A 23,110-nucleotide genomic window follows, 5' to 3' on the forward strand; every position below is an offset into this window, starting at 1 on the left:
GCTTAGTTCACCCACACACGAGCATTACGGAACATACGCATCCAAGGTGCGTCTTCGTTCCAGTCTTCCGAACGCCACGAGTTCTGCACGGCACGGAACACACGCTCCGGGTGCGGCATCATGATCGTCACGCGACCGTCGCGGCTGGTGAGACCGGTGATCCCGCGCGGCGAACCGTTCGGGTTGGCCGGATAGGCTTCGGTGACCTTGCCGTGGTTGTCGACGAAACGCATCGCCACGCAACCGGACAGATCGGCTTCCAGCAGTGCTTCTTCGCTGGAGAACTCGGCGTGACCTTCACCGTGAGCAATGGCGATCGGCATACGCGAACCAGCCATGCCCTGCAGGAAGATCGAGTTCGATTCCTGAACCTGAACCATCGCCACGCGCGCTTCGAACTGCTCGGAGCGGTTGCGCACGAAGTGCGGCCAGAACTCACTGCCCGGGATCAGCTCGTGCAGGTTGGACATCATCTGGCAACCGTTGCACACGCCGAGGGTGAAGCTGTCGTTACGCTCGAAGAAGCCCTGGAACGCGTCGCGGGCACGGCTGTTGAACAGTGCGGACTTGGCCCAGCCTTCACCGGCGCCGAGTACGTCGCCGTAGGAGAAACCACCGCAGGCCACCAGACCTTTGAACTCGTTCAGGTCGACACGGCCGGCCAGAATGTCGCTCATGTGCACGTCGATCGCGTTGAAGCCGGCGCGGTCGAACGCAGCCGCCATTTCCACCTGACCGTTGACGCCCTGCTCACGCAGTACGGCAACCTGTGGGCGAATGCCTTTCTTGATGTAAGGCGCGGCGATGTCCTGGTTGACGTCGTAGCTCAGCTTGACGCTCAGGCCCGGGTTGTCCTCTTCCAGCAGCGCATCGAACTCTTGCTCGGCGCAGTCGGCGTTGTCGCGCAGACGCTGGATCTGGTAGCTGGTCTCGGCCCACTGACGTTGCAGCAGACGACGCTGGCCTTCGAACACGGTGTCACCGTTGAAGGTGATGTTGATCTGGCCGTTGTTGATCGGCTGACCGATCACCGAAACGCAGTCGCCCAGACCGGCAGCGCTGAATTGGGCGAGGATGTCCGGGGTGGCGTCCTGGCGAACCTGGATCACGGCACCCAGTTCTTCGTTGAACAGGATGGCGGCGATTTCAGCGGAGCTTTCGGCAACGCTGTCCAGGTTCAGGCTCAGACCGCAGTGACCGGCGAAGGCCATTTCCACCACGGAGGTCAGCAGACCACCGTCGGAACGGTCGTGGTACGCCAGCAGGTGACCGTCGGCGTTGAGGCCCTGGATCACTGCGAAGAAGGCTTTCAGGTCTTCGGCGTCGTCGACGTCCGGAGCCTGCTTGCCGAGCTTGCCGTGAACCTGCGCCAGGATCGAGGCGCCCATGCGGTTCTGACCGCGACCGAGGTCGATCAGGATCAGGTCGGTGGTGCCCTTGTCCATGCGCAGTTCCGGGGTCAGGGTCTGACGGATGTCAGCCACTGGCGCGAAACCGGTCACGATCAGGGACATCGGCGAGGTGACAGTCTTGTCTTCGCCGTTGTCGTTCCAACGGGTGGCCATGGACATCGAGTCCTTGCCGACCGGGATGGTGATGCCCAGCTCAGGGCACAGTTCCATGCCGACCGCTTTCACGGTGTCGTACAGACGCGCGTCTTCGCCCGGGTGGCCGGCAGCGGACATCCAGTTCGCCGACAGTTTGATGTCGGAGAGTTTGTTGATGCGCGAGGCGGCAATGTTGGTCAGGGTTTCGCCGATGGCCATGCGGCCCGACGCCGGAGCATCCAGCAGAGCCAGCGGAGTACGCTCGCCCATCGCCATCGCTTCACCGGTGTAGACGTCGAAGCTGGTGGCGGTGACGGCGACGTCGGCCACCGGAACCTGCCATGGGCCGACCATCTGGTCACGAGCCACGAGGCCGGTGATGGTGCGGTCGCCGATGGTGATCAGGAAGCTTTTGCTCGCCACGGCCGGGTGGTGCAGAACGCGCTCGATGCTTTCGCCGATGTCGAGGTTCGACGGATCGAAGTCATCGCCCAGCTCGGCTTCGCGAACCACCGAACGGTGCATGCGCGGCGCCTTGCCCAGCAACACTTCCAGTGGCATGTCCACCGGGTTGTTGCCGAAGTGGCTGTCGGTCACGGTCAGTTGCGGCTCGGCGGTGGCTTCACCGACAACGGCGAACGGGCAACGCTCACGTTCGCAGATCGCCTTGAAGCGCTCGAAGTCGGCCGGGCCGACCGCCAGAACGTAACGTTCCTGGGATTCGTTGGACCAGATTTCGTGCGGGGCCATGCCCGGCTCGTCGTTTGGAATGTTGCGCAGTTCGAAACGGCCACCGCGGTCGCCGTCGTTGACCAGTTCCGGGAAGGCGTTGGACAGACCGCCCGCACCCACGTCGTGAATGAAGCTGATCGGGTTTTTGTCGCCCAGCTGCCAGCAACGGTCGATGACTTCCTGGCAGCGACGCTCCATTTCAGGGTTTTCACGCTGAACGGAAGCGAAGTCCAGATCCGCCGAGCTGGTGCCGGTCGCCATGGAGGAAGCAGCGCCGCCGCCCAGACCGATCAGCATCGCCGGGCCGCCGAGGACGATCAGCTTGGAGCCGACCAGAATCTCGCCTTTCTTGACGTGCTCTTCACGGATGTTGCCCATGCCGCCAGCCAGCATGATCGGCTTGTGGTAACCGCGAACTTCGTCACCGTGCGGGGTGGTGATCGACTGTTCGAAGGTACGGAAGTAACCGGTCAGGGCCGGACGACCGAATTCGTTGTTGAAGGCAGCGCCGCCCAGCGGGCCTTCGATCATGATGTCCAGCGCGTTGACGATGCGCTCAGGCTTGCCGTACGGCACTTCCCACGGCTGTTCGAAGCCCGGGATCTGCAGGTTCGATACGGTGAACCCGGTCAGGCCGGCCTTCGGCTTGGCGCCACGACCGGTTGCACCTTCGTCACGGATCTCGCCACCGGAACCGGTGGACGCGCCCGGGAACGGAGCGATCGCGGTCGGGTGGTTATGGGTTTCAACCTTCATCAGGATGTGCACCGGCTCCTGCACCGCGCCGTACTGGCGGGTTTCCGGATCCGGGAAGAAGCGGCCGGCGACGTTGCCGACGATCACCGAAGCGTTGTCCTTGTAAGCGGACAGCACGCCTTCGCTGTGCATCTGATAGGTGTTCTTGATCATGCCGAACAGGCTTTTTTCCTGGCTCTCGCCGTCAATATCCCAACTGGCGTTGAAGATCTTGTGGCGACAGTGCTCGGAGTTGGCCTGGGCGAACATCATCAGTTCGATGTCGTGCGGGTTGCGCTTGAGGCCGTTGAAGGCGTTGACCAGGTAATCGATCTCGTCTTCAGCCAGGGCCAGGCCCAGTTCGACGTTGGCCTTCTCCAGCGCGGCGCGACCACCGCCGAGGATGTCGATGGCGGTCAGCGGCTTCGGTTCGGCGTGGCTGAACAGACCGGCGGCCTGCTCGAGGTTGGCCAGAACGATCTGAGTCATGCGGTCATGCAGTACGTCTGCAATCTGCTGCGCTTCGGTTTCACTGAACTGGCCGGCCACGTAGAACGCGATGCCGCGCTCCAGGCGCTGGATCTTGCTCAGGCCGCAGTTGCGGGCGATGTCGCTGGCCTTGCTCGACCATGGCGAGATGGTGCCGAAACGTGGCAACACCAGGAACAGACGACCGGTCGGCTCTTGAACCGGAACGCTTGGACCGTACTTCAGAAGGCGCGCAAGCACCTGCTGTTCGTCGCCGGTCAGGACGCCGGTGACTTCGGCGAAGTGAGCGAATTCAGCATACAAGCCACTGACAGCCGGAACCTTCTGGCTCAGTTGCTCAAGGAGTTTGCTGTGGCGAAAGGCAGAAAGGGCAGGAGCGCCGCGCAGGATCAACATCTTCGGGACAGCCTCGGGAAGGGGTGTGCTTTGAGGCCGTGCATTCTAGCCTAAACCGCCCTCAACATCACCCGAAACGCTACGCACGGTTGCACCCGGATGTCGAGTGGTGTTCCTGCCTTGAGGGTCAAATTTATGGGGTGTCGGAACGCGGGTTATTTTTTCTGTCACAAAATGCCTTTCGGGCCCATTCCTGCGGGGTTTCGAGCGGTTTTGTGATCCCTAGCAGACAACCCTGCAACTGTCGAGATATGGCGCCCGTTGTCCTTTGCGTATACTGCGCACATGTTTTCCCCAACGGCTTTGCGTCCGCGGTACGCCAAATGGCTGATCGCTACCGGACTCTTCCTGATGCTCAGTGGCTGTGTTGATAAACCCAACACACTCGAGCGCGTAAAGGAGGATGGCGTGCTGCGGGTGGTCACCCGAAACAGCCCCGCCACCTACTTTCAGGATCGCAGCGGTGAAACCGGCTTCGAATACGAGCTGGTGAAGCGTTTCGCCGACGATTTGGGGGTCGAGCTCAAGATCGAGACCGCCGACAACCTCGACGACCTGTTCAACCAGGTCGGCAAGCCGAACGGCCCGGTACTGGCAGCCGCCGGCCTGGTCAGCAGCGAACAGCGCAAGAAACAGGTGCGCTTCTCCCGCTCCTACCTCGAAGTCACCCCGCAGATCATCTACCGCAACGGTCAGTCACGTCCTACCGACGCCGGCGATCTGGTGGGCAAGAAGATCATGGTGCTCAAGGGCAGCACCCACGCCGAACAACTGGCGGAGCTGAAACAGAAATATCCTGGCATCCAGTACGAAGAATCCGACGCCGTTGAAGTGGTCGACCTGCTGCGCATGGTCGATGAAGGTCAGATCGACCTGACTCTGGTCGACTCCAACGAAGTGGCGATGAACCAGGTGTACTTCACCAACATCCGCGTGGCCTTCGACCTCGGTGACGCACGTAGCCAGAGCTGGGCCGTGGCGGCCGGCGAAGACAACAGCCTGCTCAACGAGATCAACAGTTATCTGGACAAGGTGCAGAAGAACGGCACCCTGCAACGTCTGAAAGACCGTTATTACGGCCACGTCGACGTCCTCGGCTACATGGGCGCCACCACCTTCGCCCAGCATTTGCAGCAGCGGCTGCCCAAATACGAACAGCACTTCAAGGCCTACGCCAAGAAAGAGAAAGTCGACTGGCGCCTGCTGGCGGCGATCGGTTATCAGGAATCGCTGTGGCAACCGGCGGTCACGTCGAAGACCGGCGTGCGCGGGCTGATGATGCTGACCCAGAACACCGCCCAGGCCATGGGCGTGTCCAACCGCCTCGATCCGAAGCAGAGCATCATGGGCGGCGCCAAGTACCTGGCCTACATGAAGGATCAGCTCGACGAGTCGATCCAGGAACCGGATCGCACATGGTTTGCTCTTGCGGCCTACAACGTCGGCAGCGGTCATCTGGATGACGCGCGCAAACTGGCGGCCAAGGAAGGGTTGAACCCGGACAAGTGGCTGGATGTGAAAAAGATCCTGCCGCGCCTGTCGCAGAAGCAGTGGTACAGCAAGACCCGCTACGGCTACGCCCGGGGCGGCGAACCGGTGCATTTCGTGGCGAACATCCGTCGCTACTACGACATCCTCACCTGGGTGACCCAGCCGCAGCTTGAGGGCGATCAGGTGGCCGAGGGCAACCTGCATGTGCCGGGGATCGACAAGTCGAAACCCGCTCAAGAGCCCGCCCCGCTTTAACCCATCCCCAAAACGAATGTGGGAGCAAACTCGCTCCCACATGATGTTGCGACTTAGTGTTTGGCGGCCGCCAGAATCAACGCCTTCATCTCCGACACCGCCGACTTGAAGCCTACGAACAATGCGTGCGCCACCAGCGCATGGCCGATGTTCAGCTCGTTGATGCCCTTGATCGCGGCAACCGCCTCGACGTTGTGATAGTGCAGGCCATGGCCGGCATTGACGATCAGGCCCTGGGCCAGACCGAAGGCCACGCCATCCGCTACACGCTTGAGCTCTTCCGCCACTTCGGTCGGTGTTTCGGCATCGGCGTAACGCCCGGTGTGCAGTTCGATGGCCGGTGCGCCGACGCGTTTCGACGCAGCGATCTGCCGCTCGTCGGCGTCGATGAACAGCGATACCTCGCTGCCGATCTTCGACAGACGTTCGACCGCCGCTCTGATCCGCTCTTCCTGCCCCGCCACATCCAGACCGCCTTCGGTGGTCAGCTCCTGACGGGTTTCCGGCACCAGGCAGATGTGCGCCGGACGGATGTGTTCGGCGAACGCCATCATTTCTTCGGTGACGCCCATCTCGAAGTTCATGCGGGTTTGCAGTACATCCTTGAGCAGCAGCACGTCGCGTTCCTGAATGTGCCGACGGTCTTCGCGCAGATGCACGGTGATGCCATCGGCGCCCGCCTCTTCCGCATCCAGCGCTGCCTTGACCGGATCCGGATAGCGCGTGCCACGGGCCTGACGCAGAGTGGCGACGTGGTCGATGTTCACGCCAAGAAGAATGCGATTGCTGGTGGTCACGGATGCGCTCCTGAATGGAAAGATTCGGCGCACAGCATATCAGGGCTTGCGAAATAGCTCGCGACTGACGAGGGGACGACCGCCCAAATGCACGGCCAAGGCTTGGCGCATCAGACGTTTGGCGGCAGACAGTGCGCCCGGTGCCGACCAGTCGGCTTCGGCCATGGCGAGCAGTTCGGTGCCGTTGAACAGACCGGGTTGCAGCAGGTAGACCCGCTCGAGTCCGGCATCCACCTGCAAGCGGTAGAGACCATCCGCAGCAATGGGTTCGTCATTGATGTCGGTGCTCAGGGAAAAACCGTAACCAAGATCATCCAGCAGCCGCCACTCGAAGGAACGCAGCAGCGGCTCCAGTGGCCGGCCTTCGGCCAATGCCAGCAAGGTCGCGGCGTAATGATCGAACACCGCCGGGTGCGGGTCTTCGGCAGGCAACAGGCGGATCAACAGTTCATTGAGATACAGGCCGCTGAACAGCGCCTCGCCGACCATCCAGGTCGCGTTGCCGACGCTTTCCATGCGCCCGACGTTCTTCAACTCACCCTTGCCGCGAAACTCCACTTCCAGCGGCACGAACGGCCGTGCCAGCGTCCCGGCCTTGCCCCGCGCACTGCGCAACACCGCCCGCAGCCGACCTTGCGGCGTGAGGAAATCCACCAATGCGCTGGTTTCGCGGTAGGCGCGGGAATGCAGGACGTAGGCGGGCTGGGCGGGTGGCGCTTGAGACATGGATTTCTCGTTGAGGGAAACGCGGTTTACTCATCACCCAAAACCAATGTGGGAGCGAGCTGGCTCGCGAAAGCGGTGCAACAGTCAACATCAATGCCGAATGTTACATCGTCTTCGCGAGCAAGCTCGCTCCCACAATGGATCGATGTATTGCTTTACAGGTCGCCGTAACCCAGCGAACGCAGCGCACGCTCGTCGTCGGACCAGCCGCCCTTCACCTTGACCCACAGGTTGAGCATGATCTTGGAGTCGAACAGCAGCTCCATGTCCTTGCGCGCTTCGGTACCAATGCGCTTGATGCGCTCGCCCTTGTCGCCAATGATGATTTTCTTCTGGCCGTCACGCTCGACGAGGATCAGCGCATGGATGTGCAGCGTCGCACCCTGCTGCTTGAACTCTTCGATTTCGACGGTGATCTGGTACGGCAGCTCGGCACCGAGCTGGCGCATGATCTTCTCGCGCACCAGTTCGGCGGCAAGGAAACGGCTGCTGCGGTCGGTGATCTGGTCTTCCGGGAAGAAGTGATCGTTCTCCGGCAGATGATCGGCGATCACTTTTTCCAGCGCGTCGAGGTTGTGCCCCTGCTGCGCCGAAATCGGAATGATCTGCGCGTTCGGCAGCTGTTCCTGCAACCATGACAGGTGCGGCATCAGCTCGGCCTTGTCTTCGATGCGATCGGTCTTGTTCAGGGCGACGATCAGTGGGCCGGTCACGTACTGCACGCGCTCCAGAACCATCTGGTCTTCATCGGTCCACTTGGTGCGGTCGACCACGAAGATCACCACGTCGACGTCTTTCAACGCCGCCGAAGCGGTCTTGTTCATGTAGCGGTTCAGGGCTTTTTCGCCACCCTTGTGCATGCCGGGGGTGTCGACGTAGATCGCCTGCACGTCGCCCTCGGTCTTGATCCCGAGCATGTTGTGGCGAGTGGTCTGCGGCTTGCGCGAGGTGATCGCCAGCTTCTGGCCGAGGATGTGGTTCAGCAGCGTGGACTTGCCCACGTTGGGACGGCCGACGATGGCAACATAGCCACAGCGCGTTGCGTTTGTATCAGTCATTGCCATTCTCCACACCCAGGGCAATCAGTGCTGCGGCGGCCGCTACCTGTTCGGCAATACGACGGCTCACACCCTGACCCCGGCTTTTTTCATTCAATAGGACAACTTCGCACTCGACGAAGAAGGTACGGCAGTGCGGCTCGCCCTGGATATCCACCACTTCGTAGCGCGGCAGTTCGCAGCCGCGCGATTGCAGGAATTCCTGCAGGCGGGTCTTCGGATCCTTGTTGGTGTCGACCAGCGTCAGGCCTTCGAACTCGCCGGCCAGCCAGGCCAGTACGCGCTCGCGGGCGACTTCCATGCCGGCGTCGAGGTAGATCGCACCGATCAGTGCTTCAAGGGCGTCGGCCAGAATCGATTCGCGACGGAAACCGCCGCTCTTCAACTCGCCGGAACCCAGACGCAGGTAATCGCCCAGATCGAAACCGCGAGCCAGCACTGCCAGCGTCTCACCTTTTACCAGTCGTGCACGCAAACGCGACAACTGGCCTTCGCGAGCCAGCGGGAAGCGGTCGAACAGGGCTTCGCCGGCAACAAAGTTGAGGATCGCATCGCCGAGGAATTCCAGACGCTCGTTGTTGCGTCCGGCAAAGCTGCGGTGCGTAAGGGCCAGGACCATCAGTTCCTGGTCCTTGAAGGTGTAACCGAGCTGACGCTCGAGACGGCTTAGAGAAACGCTCACGGTTTACCCACGCTGAGTTCGTGGCTGGATTCCACTGCCATCGCCGGGATACGGCGCAGGCCTGGGACAATTAACGCTGTGTTCAAAAATGACGTCCTGAATATCGTGGCTTCATGCCCCGGAGCCGGTTGTGCCGACGCCAGAAATGCATTCGGCGCTGTGGTCAACAGCGCCGTGTTTGTTTACTTGATCAGGCCGACCCGCGAGAAGTTCGGCAGGTGGCTGAGTTTCGGTTCCGGCCAGCTCATCCAGACCGCGAAGGCCTTGCCGACGATGTTCTGGTCGGGAACCATGCCCAGCAGATCCTTGGGAATGTTCGGATCATCCCAGTAGCGACTGTCGTTCGAGTTGTCGCGGTTGTCGCCCATCATGAAGTAGTGCCCGGCCGGCACGGTCCAGGTATGGTCCGGCGTGGCGCGGTAGCGGCTCATTTCCTTGCGGATCAGGTGCTCGGCGACGCCGAGTTTTTCCTTGTAGAGTTCCGCGCTGCCCAGCGTGCCCGGCTCGGAGCCGACCAGTTGCTCGGCAATCGACTCGCCATTGACGAACAGGCGCTTGTCGGCGGTGTACCGCACGGTGTCGCCCGGCAGGCCGACCACACGCTTGATGTAGTTGACGTTCGGGTCGCTCGGGTAGCGGAACACCATCACATCGCCGCGCTGCGGGTCACCGACCTCGATGATCTTCTTGTCGATCACCGGCAAACGGATCCCGTAGGAAAACTTGTTCACCAGAATGAAGTCGCCGACGTCCAGGGTCGGCTTCATCGAGCCGGACGGAATCTGGAACGGTTCCACCAGGAACGAACGCAGCACCAGCACGATGAACAGCACCGGGAAGAACGACTTGCCGTACTCGACCAGCAGCGGTTCCTTGTTCAGCTTCTCGACCACCACCCCATCAGGCTGGCTGACGCTGCCCTGATAGGAGGCGATGGCGGCACGCCGACGCGGTGCCAGGATCAACAGATCGAGCAACGCCAACAGACCGCAGACGAACACGGCAATGACCAGCAACAGCGGGAAATTTAGTGACATAGGACCTGACTATTCCAACCTGAGCACGGCGAGGAAGGCTTCTTGTGGAATTTCCACGTTGCCGACCTGTTTCATGCGTTTCTTACCGGCCTTCTGCTTCTCAAGCAGTTTTTTCTTACGGCTGACGTCGCCGCCGTAGCACTTGGCCAATACGTTCTTTCTGAGTGCCTTGACGGTTGTCCGGGCGACGATCTGACCGCCAATGGCAGCCTGGATGGCCACGTCGAACATCTGACGAGGAATCAGTTCTTTCATCTTCTCGGTCAACTGGCGACCTTTGAAGTGCGAATTGTCACGGTGCACGATCAGCGCCAGAGCGTCGACCTTGTCGCCGTTGATCAGCACGTCCAGTTTCACCAGATTAGCCGATTGGTAACGATCGAAATGGTAGTCCAGCGAAGCATAGCCGCGGCTGGTGGATTTCAGACGATCGAAGAAGTCCAGGACCACTTCGTTCATCGGCAGGTCGTAGGTCACTTGCACCTGATTGCCGAGGAACAGCATGTCGACCTGCACACCGCGTTTCTCGATGCACAGGGTGATGACGTTGCCCAGGTGTTCCTGCGGTACCAGGATGTTGGCGCGCACGATCGGCTCGCGCATGTCTTCGATTGCAGACACGTCCGGCAGCTTCGACGGGTTGTCGACGTAAATCGTTTCACCGGTTTTCAGCACCAGCTCGAAGATTACCGTCGGCGCCGTGGTGATCAGGTCCAGGTCGTATTCGCGCTCCAGGCGCTCCTGGATGATCTCCATGTGCAGCATGCCGAGGAAGCCGCAACGGAAGCCGAAGCCCAGTGCGTCGGAGCTTTCCGGGGTGTACTGCAGCGACGAGTCGTTCAGGGTCAGTTTCTGCAGCGCTTCGCGGAAATCCTCGAAGTCGTCGGAACTGACCGGGAACAGACCGGCGTAAACCTGTGGCTGGATGCGTTTGAAACCTGGCAGCACCGGAACGTCCGGGGTGGAGCTCAGGGTCAGGGTGTCACCGACCGGCGCACCGTGAATGTCCTTGATGCTGGCGATGATGAAGCCCACTTCGCCGGCCTTCAGGTCAGCGGTGGCGGTGTGTTTCGGGTTGAACACACCGACGCTGTCGACCAGATGCACCTTGCCGGTGGACTTGACGAGGATCTTGTCGCCCTTCTTCACGCGGCCATGACGCACGCGCACCAGGGAGACAACGCCCAGGTAATTGTCGAACCAGGAGTCGATGATCAACGCTTGCAGCGGATCTTCGATGTTGCCGGTCGGCGCAGGAATGGTCGCGACCAGACGCTCGAGCACTTCGTCGACACCCAGGCCGGTCTTGGCGCTGCAGGTGACGGCGTCGGTGGCGTCGATGCCGATGATCTTCTCGATCTCGTCCTTGACGCGATCAGGCTCGGCCTGAGGCAGGTCGATCTTGTTCAGGACCGGCATGACCTCGAGGCCCTGCTCGATGGCGGTGTAGCAGTTGGCCACGGACTGGGCTTCAACGCCCTGACCCGCATCGACCACCAGCAACGCACCTTCACAGGCCGCCAGGGAACGGCTGACTTCGTAGGTGAAGTCGACGTGGCCCGGGGTGTCAATGAAGTTCAGCTGGTAGGTGACGCCGTCTTTGGCCTTGTAATAGAGGGTAACGCTGTGGGCCTTGATGGTGATCCCGCGTTCGCGCTCCAGATCCATGGAATCCAGTACCTGGGCTTCCATTTCACGCTCGGCCAGGCCACCGCACATCTGGATGAAACGGTCAGCCAGCGTCGACTTGCCATGGTCAATGTGGGCGATGATGGAGAAATTGCGGATATGACTCAAATCACTCACGGATCAACACTCAAAAAGGCTGCAGGCTTGGCCCGCCGAAAAATAGCCGGGAATTGTACCTGATACACGGCGCAAGCGTCACGTTCGCCTGTCACCCGGATTGCATGCAAAAACGCCCCGGTCTGGCGACCGAGGCGTTTTCAAGGCTAAAGCGTGGGTGAAACCTTGTTCATCAACCGGCTCGACGCAACAGCCAGACACCCGCCAGCGCACACACGCCAGCCGGCACCAGCACCGCGAACAGCGGCGAGAAACCGAACACCAGACTGGATGGACCCAGCAGATCCTGAACGATGCGGAAGGTGAAACCCACCAGCACACCGGTGAACACCCGCTGACCGAGGGTCACCGAACGCAGCGGACCGAAGATGAAGGAGATCGCCATCAGCACCAGCGCGGCGGTCACCAACGGCTGCAACACCTTGACCCAAAATGCCAGCCAGTAACGGCCGTTGCTCAAACCCTGATCGGCCAGATAGTGGATGTAACCCCACAGACCGGTGATCGACAGCGATTCCGGCGCCATCACCACGGTGCTCAGCAATTGCGGGCTCAGGGAGACATCCCAGCGCTCGACCGGCGTATTGACCACTTCAGTGCTGCGTTCGTGGAATTTGGTGGTGGTCACGTCGGTGAGCTGCCAGTGATCGGTGTCGAACTCGGCGCGCTTGGCGAAGCTCGAGCTCAGCAGATGACGCTCTTTGTCGAAGTGATAGCGGGTCACGCCATACAGGCGACCGTTGGGTTGCACGGAGTTGATGTGAATGAACTCCTCGCCCTGACGATGCCACATGCCGTGCTTGGCGCTCTGCGCGTCGCCGCTGCCTTGCGCCAGCGAACGATTGGCCTGGGCCATGCTTTCAGTGGCCGGTGCCACGTACTCGCCGATCAGCACGCCGGCCAGCATCAGCACCAGCATCGGCTTCATCACCGCCCAGACGATGCGCCCGATGGACACACCGGCAGCGCGCATTACGGTCAGCTCGCTGCTGCTCGCCAGACTGCCGAGGCCGATCAGGCAGCCGATCAGCGCCGCCATCGGCAGCATGTCGTACATGCGGCGTGGCGCGGTCAGGAGCACGAAACTCAGGACATCGACCAAGGTGTAGGTTTCGCTGACGTCGCCCATCTCGTCGATGAATGCGAACAAGGTAGCCAGGCCGAGAATGATCGCCAGCACTGCGATGATCGCCATGAACACGCTGCTGCCGATGTAGCGGTCGAGTTTAACCACGGGCCACCTCCAGCGCTGCGCTGCGACGGCTGGCCAGTTTCAGGCGCAGAGGTTCCCAGTACAGCAGGCCGAGACCGATGACCAGGAAGATCGCGTGCACCCACCACAAACCGAGCGACGGCGGAATCTTGCCTTTCTCGAGGGCGCCGCGGGCGGCAATCAGGATGGTCAGGTAAGCCATATAAAGAAGAATCGCCGGCAGCAGCTTGAGGAAACGCCCCTGACGCGGATTGACCCGCGACAGCGGCACCGCCATCAGGGTCACGATGAATACCAGCAACGGCAGCGACAGGCGCCATTGCAGTTCGGTTTTCGAGCGGATGTCGTCACTGCCCAGCAACGACGAGGTCGGCATGGCGTCACGGTCGGTGACTTCCTCGCTGACATCCGGCTTGGGCAGCAGCACGCCGTAGGTTTCGTAGTGGATGGCGCGGTAGTTGGCCTGACCCGGACTGCCGTCGTAGCGGTAGCCGTTGTCGAGGATCAGGTAGCGGTTGCCGTCGGGACGCACTTCCTGACGGCCCTTTTCCGCCACCAGCACGGAAATCCCGCGATCTTTCTGGTTGGCGCCGAGATTCTTCTGCGAGATGAACACGCTGCCGAGATTGACCCGATCGTCGCTCAGGGTTTCGGTGTAGGTCACCCGCGTACCGTCGCGCAGGGCCTGGAAGCGGCCGGGCTCGAGGGTGTCGAATTCGGTCAGGGCGTCCTGCTTGTTCAGCAGCAGCTGGAACTGGTTGGCGCCTTGCGGGGCCAGGCTCAGGCTCAGCCACGCCACCACCAGTGCCACCAGGGTGGCCGGAAACAGGGTCATGCGAAACAGACGCTGCTGGCTCATGCCGGTGGCCGAGAGCACGGTCATCTCGCTTTCCAGGTACAACCGGCCGTACGCCAGCAGGATCCCGAGAAACAGGCCCAGCGGCAGGATCAGTTGCAGGAAACCCGGCAGACGGAAGCCCATGATCAGGAACAGTGATCCAGGATCGAGCTGGCCCGCGGCGGCCTGGGCAAGGTATTTGATGAAGCGACCGCTCATGATGATGACCAGCAGCACGGCGCTTACCGCACTGAGGGTCAACAGGACTTCGCGGGACAGATAACGGAAGACGATCAAACCAGACACTCCAGGGTTGTCAGGCTAAGGCGGCCAAACAAGCAAACGTATCGACGGGCCCGCAAGGCAGAGCCGTCGAAAAAAGATGCGGCATTATCCTGTGATTGAGGGCGCCTGTCACTGCGCACACTCACGCAAGCATGCAATCCGTTGAAGATCGTACAACCGAGGGTTGTCAGGCGCGGTGAGCGAGGTTCAAACTGCCGCCTCTGTCGCAGGCACTGGCCTGCGCCTCTTCTCTCTATAAGCAGGCGACGGCGGACACCGTCGAACGCCTGCGTGTTGACCATTCATTCAGGGATCCGGACATGGAACTGGTTGTAAAAAGCGTTAGCCCAGAAACGTTGAAAACCGCCACCCTGGTGGTTGCCGTCGGCGAAGGCCGCAAACTCGGCGTCGCCGCCAAACAGGTCGACGAACTGAGCGGTGGCGCCATCAGCGCCGTGCTCAAGCGTGGCGATCTGGCCGGCAAGGTCGGCCAGAGCCTGTTGCTGCACAGCCTGCCGAACCTGAAAGCCGAACGCGTGCTGCTGGTCGGCGTGGGCAAGGATGAAGAACTGGGCGACCGTCCGTTCCGCAAGATCGTCGCCGGCATACTCAACACGCTTAAAGGCCTGGGCGGCAGCGACGCCGTACTGGCACTCGATGAAATCATCGTCAAGAACCGCGACAGCTACGGCAAGACCCGTCTGCTGGCCGAAACCCTGGTCGACGGCGAATACACCTTCGACCAGTTCAAGAGCCAGAAAGCCGAACCGCGCGCCCTGAAGAAAATCACCCTGCTGACCATCAAGGCCGCTCAGGCCGAAGTGCAACGCGCCGTGAACCACGCTACCGCGATCGCCAACGGCATGGCGTTCACCCGCAACCTGGGCAACCTGCCGCCGAACATCTGCCATCCGACCTTCCTTGGCGAGCAAGCCAAGAACCTCGGCAAAGAGTTCAAGGATCTGAAAGTCGAAGTCCTCGACGAGAAGAAGATCAAATCCCTGGGCATGGGTTCGTTCTACGCCGTCGGCCAGGGCAGCGCCCAGCCGCCGCGCCTGATCGTCATGCAATACAACGGTGGCAAGAAATCCGAGAAACCGTATGCACTGGTCGGTAAAGGCATCACTTTCGACACCGGTGGCATCAGCCTGAAACCGGGCGCCGGCATGGACGAGATGAAGTACGACATGGGTGGCGCCGCCAGCGTGTTCGGTACCCTGCGCGCCGTGCTGGAACTGAAACTGCCGATCAACCTGGTGTGCATCCTGGCCTGCGCCGAGAACATGCCAAGCGGCACCGCTTCGCGTCCGGGCGACATCGTCACCACCATGAGCGGCCAGACCGTGGAAATCCTCAACACCGACGCTGAAGGCCGTCTGGTGCTGTGCGACGCCCTGACCTACTCCGAGCGCTTCAAGCCGCAAGCGGTAATCGACATCGCCACCCTGACCGGTGCCTGCGTCGTTGCTCTGGGCGCCCACACTTCGGGCCTGCTGGGCAACAACGACGAACTGATCGAGCAACTGCTGAGCGCCGGCAAGGCTGCCGACGACCGCGCCTGGCAACTGCCGCTGTTCGATGAGTACCAGGAGCAACTGGACAGCCCGTTCGCCGACATCGCCAACATCGGCGGTCCGAAGGCCGGCACCATCACCGCTGCCTGCTTCCTGTCGCGTTTCACCAAGAACCTGAACTGGGCGCACCTGGACATCGCGGGCACCGCCTGGACCAGCGGCGGCAAGGACAAGGGCGCCACTGGCCGTCCGGTTCCGCTGCTGACCCAATACCTGCTGGACCGCGCCAAAGCCTGAAACCGATGACTGCGAGCGGCGCCTCTCTTGAGGGGCGCTGCTTGCAGCTCAGGAACCGCAATGACCAAAGTCGACTTTTATATCCTGCCCAGCGCCGATCCTTCGGCTCGCCTGGACTTTGCCTGCAAGCTCACCGAAAAAGCCTGGCGCATGGGCCACCGCATCTACCTGCATTGCAGCGATGCCGCCCAGCGTGATGATCTCGATGCGCGACTGTGGGCGTTCAAGGGCGAAACCTTCGTGCCTCACGGCCCGGCTGAAAGCGAACCGGAAGGACTGATCGTGTTGGGATTGGGCGAGGACTGTGGCCAACACGCGGATCTGCTGGTCAACCTCGACCTGAAAGTCCCGGCTTTCGCCAACAAATTCGCCCGGGTGGCGGAGGTCGTGGTGGAAGATCCGGCGATCCGCACTGCGGCGCGGGAGAGTTTCCGTTTCTACCGCGAACAGGGCTATCCTCTGCAAGACCACCGTTTACAGCGACTCTGAGTACGCCGATGGACACTCCAAAACCGCTGCAAAAACCGGCGCACCTGCTGGATGACCTCGAGTCTATCCGCCAGCTGCTCGGCGATGACAACCTGCAACCGCCACTGCTGACCGACACGGTCGATGATGGCGAACAGGAACAGATTCCGATGTTGTTCGATTCGGTCGACAACACACCGCAAGCTGTCGAGACTGCACCCGCGCCGACGCCTGCTCCGCAGCCTGCCGCTGCACCTGTGGATAAAGGCCCCGACGCCCTTCTGCACCTGGACAGCGAACTGCGCGCCGCCGCACAACTGATCATGCAGGACGTGATCGACGATTTCGCCCCGCACATCGAAACCGAAATCAAACGCCGACTCGAGGCGCGGATGGAACGGCTTCTCGGCCAGTACGAATAATCCCCCGTGGGAGCCGCCGCTCGGTCGCTCCCACTTTTAGATCTCCACCCGGCCCGCCCCGCTCGCCCTGCGCCCCATGCCCCGCTATACTTCCCGGCTTTTCCTGAATAAATGCCAATAGGGTCCCGCCGCGCATGGATAAGACCTACCAGCCGCACGCCATTGAAACTTCCTGGTACAACACCTGGGAGTCCGAGAACTACTTCGCCCCGCAAGGCGCGGGCGACTCCTACACCATCATGATCCCGCCGCCGAACGTCACCGGCAGCCTGCACATGGGTCACGGTTTCAACAACGCGATCATGGATGCCCTGATCCGTTTCCGCCGCATGCAGGGTCGCAACACCCTGTGGCAGCCGGGTACCGACCACGCCGGTATCGCCACGCAGATGCTGGTGGAGCGTCAACTCGAAGCCCAGGGCCAGAATCGCCACGATCTGGGCCGGGAAAAATTCCTCGAGAAAGTCTGGGAGTGGAAGGATCAGTCCGGCGGCAACATCAGCCGTCAGATCCGCCGCCTCGGCTCGTCCGTGGACTGGAGCCGCGAGCGCTTCACCATGGACGACGGCCTCTCGGAAGCCGTTAAAGAAGCCTTCGTGCGCCTGCACGAAGACGGCCTGATCTATCGCGGCAAGCGTCTGGTCAACTGGGACACCAAGCTGCACACGGCGATTTCCGACCTCGAAGTGGAAAACCACGACGAGAAAGGTTTCCTGTGGAACCTGAAGTACCCGCTGGCCGACGGCGCGAAAACCGCTGAAGGCAACGATTTCCTGATCGTCGCGACCACCCGTCCGGAAACCATGCTCGGCGACTCCGCCGTCGCGGTGAACCCGAACGACGAGCGCTACAAAGCCCTGATCGGCAAGTTTGTCGAGCTGCCGCTGGTCGGCCGCCGCATCCCGATCATCGCCGACGATTACTGCGATCCTGAATTCGGCACCGGTTGCGTGAAAATCACCCCGGCCCACGATTTCAACGACTACGAAGTCGGCAAGCGCCACAACCTGCCGCTGCTGAACATCTTCGACAAGAACGCCAACGTGCTGCCGGCAGCGCAGGTGTTCAATCTCGACGGCACGCTGAACGACAGCATCGACGGCAAGATTCCGGCCGAGTACGCCGGGCTCGAGCGTTTCGAAGCGCGCAAGCAGATCGTTGCCGCGTTCGACGCCGCCGGCCTGCTGGTCAGTGTCGACGACCACAACCTGAAAGTGCCGAAAGGCGACCGCTCCGGCACCGTCATCGAGCCGTGGCTGACCGACCAGTGGTACGTGTCCACCAAGCCGCTGGCCGAGCCTGCGATTGCTGCCGTCGAAGACGGCCGTATCCAGTTTGTGCCGAAGCAGTACGAAAACATGTACTTCTCGTGGATGCGCGACATCCAGGACTGGTGCATCAGCCGTCAGCTGTGGTGGGGCCACCGGATTCCGGCCTGGTACGACGAGTCGGGCAAGGTCTACGTCGGTCGCGACGAAGCCGAAGTGCGCGCCAAGCACAACCTCGGCCCGGACGTTGCGCTGCAACAGGACAACGACGTTCTCGACACCTGGTTCAGTTCGGGCCTGTGGACCTTCTCCACCCTGGGCTGGCCGGAAAAGACCGAGTTCCTGAAGAAATTCCACTCCACCGACGTGCTGGTCACCGGTTTCGACATCATTTTCTTCTGGGTTGCCCGGATGATCATGCTGACGATGCACCTGATCAAGAACGAGGACGGTACGCCGCAGGTTCCGTTCAAGACCGTTTATGTGCACGGTCTGGTGCGTGATGGCCAGGGCCAGAAGATGTCCAAGTCCAAGGGCAACGTCCTGGACCCGCTGGACATCATCGACGGTATCGAGCTCGAAACCCTGGTGCAGAAACGCACTTCCGGTCTGATGCAGCCGAAACTGGCGAAGAAGATCGAGAAGCAGACCCGCGACGAATTCGCCGACGGCATCGCCAGCTACGGCACCGACGCCCTGCGCTTCACCTTCTGCTCGCTGGCGTCCACCGGTCGCGACATCAAGTTCGACATGGGCCGCGTTGAGGGCTATCGCAACTTCTGCAACAAGATCTGGAACGCCGCGCGTTATGTTCTGGACAAGGGCGAAGACTGCGGCCAGAACGGCGAAGCCTACGAGCTGTCGCTGGCGGATCGCTGGATCATCTCGCAGCTGCAACGCACCGAAGCGGAAGTGACCCGCCAACTGGATCAGTTCCGTTTCGACCTGGCGGCGCAAGCGCTGTACGAGTTCATCTGGAACCAGTACTGCGACTGGTACCTGGAACTGTCCAAGCCAGTACTGTGGGACGAAAACGCGCCGGTCGAGCGCCAGCGCGGCACTCGCCGCACACTGGTACGCGTACTGGAAGTTGCACTGCGCCTGGCGCATCCGTTCATGCCGTTCATCACTGAAGAAATCTGGCAGCGCATCGCGCCGCTGGCCGGCATTCAGGGCAAAACGATCATGCTGCAAGCGTGGCCGGTGGCCAACGAAGAGCGCATCGATCCGGCGGCCGAAGACGACATCGAATGGCTCAAGGGCCTGATGCTCGGCACGCGTAACATCCGTGGCGAAATGAACATCGGCCCGGGCAAACCGCTGCCGATCTACCTGAAAAACGTCACCGCTGAAGACCAGCGCCGCCTGACCGAGAACGAAGCGCTGCTGAAGAAGCTGGCGCGTCTGGAATCGATCACCGTGCTGGCGGCCGGCGAAGAAGCGCCGCTGTCCGCCACCGCGCTGGTTGGCGAGATGGAAGTGCTGGTGCCGATGGCCGGTCTGATCGACAAGAACGCCGAGCTGGCGCGTCTGGACAAGGAAATCCTGCGTCTGCAGGGCGAAGTCCAGCGGGTTGGCGGCAAGCTGTCCAATGCCGGTTTCGTTGACAAGGCCCCGGCCGAAGTCATCGAGAAGGAACGCGCCAGACTGGCCGAAGCCGAACAGGCTCTGGCCAAGCTGGCCGAGCAGCACGCGCGGATTGCCAGCCTGTAACGGCAAATCGCACTGAAAAAGGGAGGCCCGCAACGGCCTCCCTTTTTTGTGCCCGGCACTTTTCCGGCCAACAACACGGCTCCCTGTGGGACAATGGCCGCCACTTTCAGCCCTACCCGAATCGACCACGCCCATGAACGCCCCACGTACACCGAAACCTGCGCGCAAGAAGCCTGACTCCGCTACCCCGGCCAAGCCCGTGGAACCGCGTAAAGAAGCCAGCCTGCACCCGCGCAATCGCCATCAGGGTCGTTACGACTTCCCGGCGCTGATCAAGACCACGCCGGAACTGGCGAAGTTCGTGATCACCAACCCGTACGGCAAGGAAAGCATCGACTTCGCCAGTCCCGATGCGGTGCGTGTGTTCAACCGGGCGTTACTCAAATCGTTCTACGGCATCCAGCATTGGGACATTCCGGCCGATTATCTGTGCCCGCCGGTGCCGGGCCGTGCCGACTACATCCACTTTCTGGCTGATCTCTTGGCCAGCAACAACGACGGCGTGGTTCCGCGCGGTGCCATCGTCAATGTGCTGGATATCGGCATGGGCGCCAACTGCGTGTACCCGCTGATCGGCAACAGCGAATATCGCTGGCACTTCCTCGGCTCGGAGATCGATCCGACCGCCGTGGCCGCCGCCAAAGCCATCGTCCAGTCCAACGACTTGAACAAGGTCATCCAGCTGCGCCAGCAGGAGAACCGCAAGCACATCCTGATTGGCTTGCTGGAGCCTGGCGAGCGCTTTGACCTGACCATGTGCAACCCGCCGTTCCACGCGTCGATGGAAGAAGCCACCAAGGGCAGCGAGCGTAAATGGCGCGCCCTCGGCAAGGCCGACCCGAAACGCAAATTGCCGGTGCTGAACTTCGGCGGGCAGTCGGCCGAGCTGTGGTGTGAGGGCGGCGAAGCGCGTTTCGTGACGCAACTGATCGCCGAAAGTGCGAACTTTGCGCACAAGGTGTTGTGGTTCAGCACCCTGGTCTCGAAAGCCTCGAACCTGCCTGCCATCGAAACCGCGCTGAAGAAGGCCGGCGCGCTGGAAAGCCAGGTGGTGGAGATGTCCCAGGGGCAGAAGCAGAGCCGCTTCGTCGCCTGGACCTTCCAGACCAAGTCCGAGCAGCAGATCTGGCGGCGCGAGCGCTGGGTTCGCAAGTAATACGTTTCAACCGGGGCGGCGCTTGATTGCAAGCAGCCGCCACTACTGCCGAAACACAATCGGCAGGCACAAAAAAACCGTGCCCGGATCACTCCGGTGCACGGTTTTTTTATCGCTGCGTCTTACTTGTTCACAGCGTCGGTCAGGCCTTTGGCCACAACCAGCTTGATCACTTTCTTGGCAGGGATTTCGATGGCAGCGCCAGTCGATGGGTTACGGCCAGTGCGGGCAGGACGCTCGGTCACTTTCAGCTTGCCGATACCTGGCAAAGTGATTTCGGCACCGTTTTCCAGCTGATCGGCAACGATTTGGCCCAGTTGGTCCAGAGCGGCACGCGCGGTGGTTTTCGGCGCGTCGATAGCTTCAGCGATGTCGGCGATCAGTTGGTCTTTAGTAAGAGCCATGTAGTGTTCCTTCCCTATCAAATTCATATGGATTGCAGAGTGCAGTGTCAGCCATCGAGCCCGATCTTCTGGATCTGGCACCCTCGGCGATAACCACGACGAGTCGGGGTTATAGATGCCGAAATCAAGGTTTGGTTCGACCTGACAAAAGCTGAATGCATGCTTGTCGCGGTGACTTCGCACAAGACCGGGCAAAACTAGCACAGAGACAAGGAAATATCCGCCTCTAGCTAGCCAAATGGTCAGGTTTATTGCGCTAAATCGGTAAATAAATGCATAAGGGCCGTCGGGTGACCCGGATTTGCCCTTCACCCCGCGCCAAATCCAGTGGTTGCGGTACACTGAGCGCTTTTTCGGGGGAGCCCGCCCTCCTCCCTTCCACCAGCCGAGAAGCCTATGCCGATCCGTCATTGCATCGTCCACTTGATCGACAAAAAACCCGACGGCACACCCGCAGTTCTGCACGCCCGTGACTCCGAACTGGCTGAGTCCGCAGCCATCGAGAACATGCTCGCCGATCTCAACGAGAGCTATAACGCCAAACAGGGTAAAGCCTGGGGGTTGTTCCATCCGGAGTCCGGCGCGTTCCCGTTCAGCGGCTGGCTGAAGGAATACATGGAAGGCGGCAAGGACTTCACCGCGTTCAGCAAGGTCGCGGTCGAGCACCTGCAAAAGCTGATGGAAGAGTCGAACCTGTCGGTCGGCGGCCACGTGCTGTTCGCCCACTATCAGCAAGGCATGACCGATTACCTGGCTATCGCCCTGCTGCACCACAGCGAAGGCGTGGCGGTGACCGATCAGCTGGACGTGACCCCGTCGCGCCACCTCGACCTCGGTCAACTGCACCTGGCGGCGCGGATCAACGTTTCCGAGTGGCAGAACAACAAGCAGTCCAAGCAGTACATCTCGTTCATCAAGGGCAAGAACGGCAAGAAGGTCTCTGAATACTTCCGCGACTTCATCGGCTGCCAGGAAGGCGTCGACGGCCCGGGCGAGACCCGCACCCTGCTCAAGGCCTTCAGCGACTTCGTCGAGAGCGAAGACCTGCCGGAAGATTCCGCCCGCGAGAAGACCAAGACCCTGGTCGACTACGCCAGCAGCCAGGCCAAGCTTGGCGAGCCGATGGGCCTGGAAGAACTCTCGGAGCTGATCGACGAAGAGCGTCCGAAGGCCTTCTACGATCACATCCGCAACAAGGATTACGGCCTGTCGCCGGAGATACCGGCGGATAAGCGCACGCTCAACCAGTTCCGCCGCTTCACCGGCCGCGCCGAAGGCCTGTCGATCAGCTTTGAAGCGCACCTGCTGGGCTCGAAGATCGAATACGACGAAGAAGCCGGGACGCTGGTCATCAAAGGTCTGCCGACATCGCTCACCGATCAGCTGAAGCGTCGCAACTGATGCTCGGCAATGTGCTGAAAAAGGTTCTGCTGGTTCTGCTGGTGGTCGTGGTCTATCAGAACTGGGGCAAGATCGAGCGGGTGTTCAACCCGTCGCAGATGGCGTCCGAGCAGGTCCGCGCCAACGCCCATGTCGTGCTGTACGCCACGGACTGGTGCGGCTACTGCAAGCAGACCAAACGCTTTCTCGATCAGAAAGGCATTCCGTTCAAGGAATTCGATATCGAGAAGGACGCCGAGGCACGCAAGGCGTATGAAGCGCTCGGCGGGCGCGGGATTCCGCTGATCGACGTCAATGGCACGTTGATTCGCGGGTTTGATCCGGACGAGATTCTCGCTGCACTGAAATGAATGAGGGAGCCAATCGGCTCCCTCAGTTGT

General features: G+C 61.1%; 18 protein-coding genes. 8 read left to right on the plus strand and 10 right to left on the minus strand.

All coding sequences use genetic code 11. From position 1 onward, the window contains the following. Positions 1-2 precede the first annotated feature (2 nt). A complete protein-coding gene (purL, locus tag AC1RT4_RS13515) occupies positions 3-3,899 on the minus strand; it encodes a phosphoribosylformylglycinamidine synthase (protein WP_007957375.1) in 3,897 nt (1,298 codons plus the stop codon). A 285-nt stretch (positions 3,900-4,184) separates the two neighbouring features. Between purL and mltF the strand changes: the two genes are divergently transcribed. Beyond that, a complete protein-coding gene (gene mltF, locus AC1RT4_RS13520; protein WP_011332593.1) occupies positions 4,185-5,645 on the plus strand; it encodes a membrane-bound lytic murein transglycosylase MltF in 1,461 nt (486 codons plus the stop codon). Positions 5,646-5,698: 53 nt separating this feature from the next. Here the strand turns inward: mltF and pdxJ are convergent, their stop codons facing one another. The 8 genes from pdxJ to lptF all read right to left on the minus strand — a co-directional run bounded on the left by pdxJ (position 5,699) and on the right by lptF (position 14,099). After that, complete coding sequence (gene pdxJ / locus AC1RT4_RS13525) at positions 5,699-6,442, minus strand: pyridoxine 5'-phosphate synthase (protein WP_493085655.1); 744 nt, start codon at positions 6,440-6,442, stop codon at positions 5,699-5,701. Between the two features lie 39 nt (positions 6,443-6,481). Further along, the gene (recO, locus tag AC1RT4_RS13530; protein ID WP_493085657.1) at positions 6,482-7,168 is read right to left on the minus strand and encodes a DNA repair protein RecO; all 687 of its coding nucleotides are present in this window, start codon (positions 7,166-7,168) and stop codon (positions 6,482-6,484) included. Between the two features lie 155 nt (positions 7,169-7,323). After that, entirely contained in the window at positions 7,324-8,226 is a 903-nt protein-coding gene (era, locus tag AC1RT4_RS13535) for a GTPase Era (protein WP_493085659.1), read from the minus strand. Next, positions 8,219-8,908 carry a ribonuclease III gene (gene rnc / locus AC1RT4_RS13540; protein WP_011332589.1) on the minus strand — a complete coding sequence of 230 codons (690 nt, stop codon included), beginning with the start codon at positions 8,906-8,908 and terminating at the stop codon, positions 8,219-8,221. The genes era and rnc overlap by 8 nt, the downstream gene beginning before the upstream one ends. 182 nt (positions 8,909-9,090) lie before the next feature. Beyond that, positions 9,091-9,945, minus strand: coding sequence for a signal peptidase I (gene lepB / locus AC1RT4_RS13545; RefSeq protein WP_007957367.1), 855 nt, complete (start codon positions 9,943-9,945; stop codon positions 9,091-9,093). A 9-nt stretch (positions 9,946-9,954) separates the two neighbouring features. Further along, positions 9,955-11,751, minus strand: coding sequence for a translation elongation factor 4 (lepA, locus tag AC1RT4_RS13550; protein WP_085608162.1), 1,797 nt, complete (start codon positions 11,749-11,751; stop codon positions 9,955-9,957). A gap of 172 nt (positions 11,752-11,923) precedes the next feature. Next, complete coding sequence (gene lptG / locus AC1RT4_RS13555; RefSeq protein WP_493085662.1) at positions 11,924-12,985, minus strand: LPS export ABC transporter permease LptG; 1,062 nt, start codon at positions 12,983-12,985, stop codon at positions 11,924-11,926. Continuing rightward, positions 12,978-14,099 (minus strand): LPS export ABC transporter permease LptF, encoded by a 1,122-nt coding sequence (lptF, locus tag AC1RT4_RS13560; protein ID WP_493085664.1) that lies wholly within the window; start codon positions 14,097-14,099, stop codon positions 12,978-12,980. The genes lptG and lptF overlap by 8 nt, the downstream gene beginning before the upstream one ends. 308 nt (positions 14,100-14,407) lie before the next feature. On the opposite strand from lptF, the gene AC1RT4_RS13565 reads away from it, so the two are divergent. From AC1RT4_RS13565 to rlmF, 5 genes are all read left to right on the plus strand, one after another. Next, positions 14,408-15,898 (plus strand): leucyl aminopeptidase, encoded by a 1,491-nt coding sequence (locus tag AC1RT4_RS13565; protein ID WP_007957362.1) that lies wholly within the window; start codon positions 14,408-14,410, stop codon positions 15,896-15,898. A 60-nt stretch (positions 15,899-15,958) separates the two neighbouring features. Beyond that, on the plus strand, positions 15,959-16,387 hold the full coding sequence (locus AC1RT4_RS13570) for a DNA polymerase III subunit chi (protein WP_493085666.1): 429 nt from the start codon (positions 15,959-15,961) through the stop codon (positions 16,385-16,387). 8 nt (positions 16,388-16,395) lie between these two features. Then, positions 16,396-16,788 carry a DNA polymerase III subunit chi gene (locus AC1RT4_RS13575; protein WP_493085668.1) on the plus strand — a complete coding sequence of 131 codons (393 nt, stop codon included), beginning with the start codon at positions 16,396-16,398 and terminating at the stop codon, positions 16,786-16,788. A gap of 134 nt (positions 16,789-16,922) precedes the next feature. Then, positions 16,923-19,769 (plus strand): valine--tRNA ligase, encoded by a 2,847-nt coding sequence (locus tag AC1RT4_RS13580; RefSeq protein ID WP_493085670.1) that lies wholly within the window; start codon positions 16,923-16,925, stop codon positions 19,767-19,769. 133 nt (positions 19,770-19,902) lie between these two features. Further along, on the plus strand, positions 19,903-20,925 hold the full coding sequence (rlmF, locus tag AC1RT4_RS13585; protein ID WP_007957358.1) for a 23S rRNA (adenine(1618)-N(6))-methyltransferase RlmF: 1,023 nt from the start codon (positions 19,903-19,905) through the stop codon (positions 20,923-20,925). Positions 20,926-21,047: 122 nt separating this feature from the next. On the opposite strand, the gene AC1RT4_RS13590 is transcribed toward rlmF, so the two are convergent. Continuing rightward, positions 21,048-21,329 (minus strand): HU family DNA-binding protein, encoded by a 282-nt coding sequence (locus tag AC1RT4_RS13590; RefSeq protein WP_007957357.1) that lies wholly within the window; start codon positions 21,327-21,329, stop codon positions 21,048-21,050. A 396-nt stretch (positions 21,330-21,725) separates the two neighbouring features. On the opposite strand from AC1RT4_RS13590, the gene yejK reads away from it, so the two are divergent. Both yejK and AC1RT4_RS13600 read left to right on the plus strand, forming a co-directional pair. After that, the gene (yejK, locus tag AC1RT4_RS13595) at positions 21,726-22,730 is read left to right on the plus strand and encodes a nucleoid-associated protein YejK (RefSeq protein ID WP_007957356.1); all 1,005 of its coding nucleotides are present in this window, start codon (positions 21,726-21,728) and stop codon (positions 22,728-22,730) included. After that, entirely contained in the window at positions 22,730-23,080 is a 351-nt protein-coding gene (locus tag AC1RT4_RS13600; protein WP_007957354.1) for a glutaredoxin family protein, read from the plus strand. The genes yejK and AC1RT4_RS13600 overlap by 1 nt, the downstream gene beginning before the upstream one ends. Positions 23,081-23,110 lie beyond the last annotated feature (30 nt).

It is taken from the genome of Pseudomonas sp. GW821-FHT11D10, assembly GCF_058808435.1.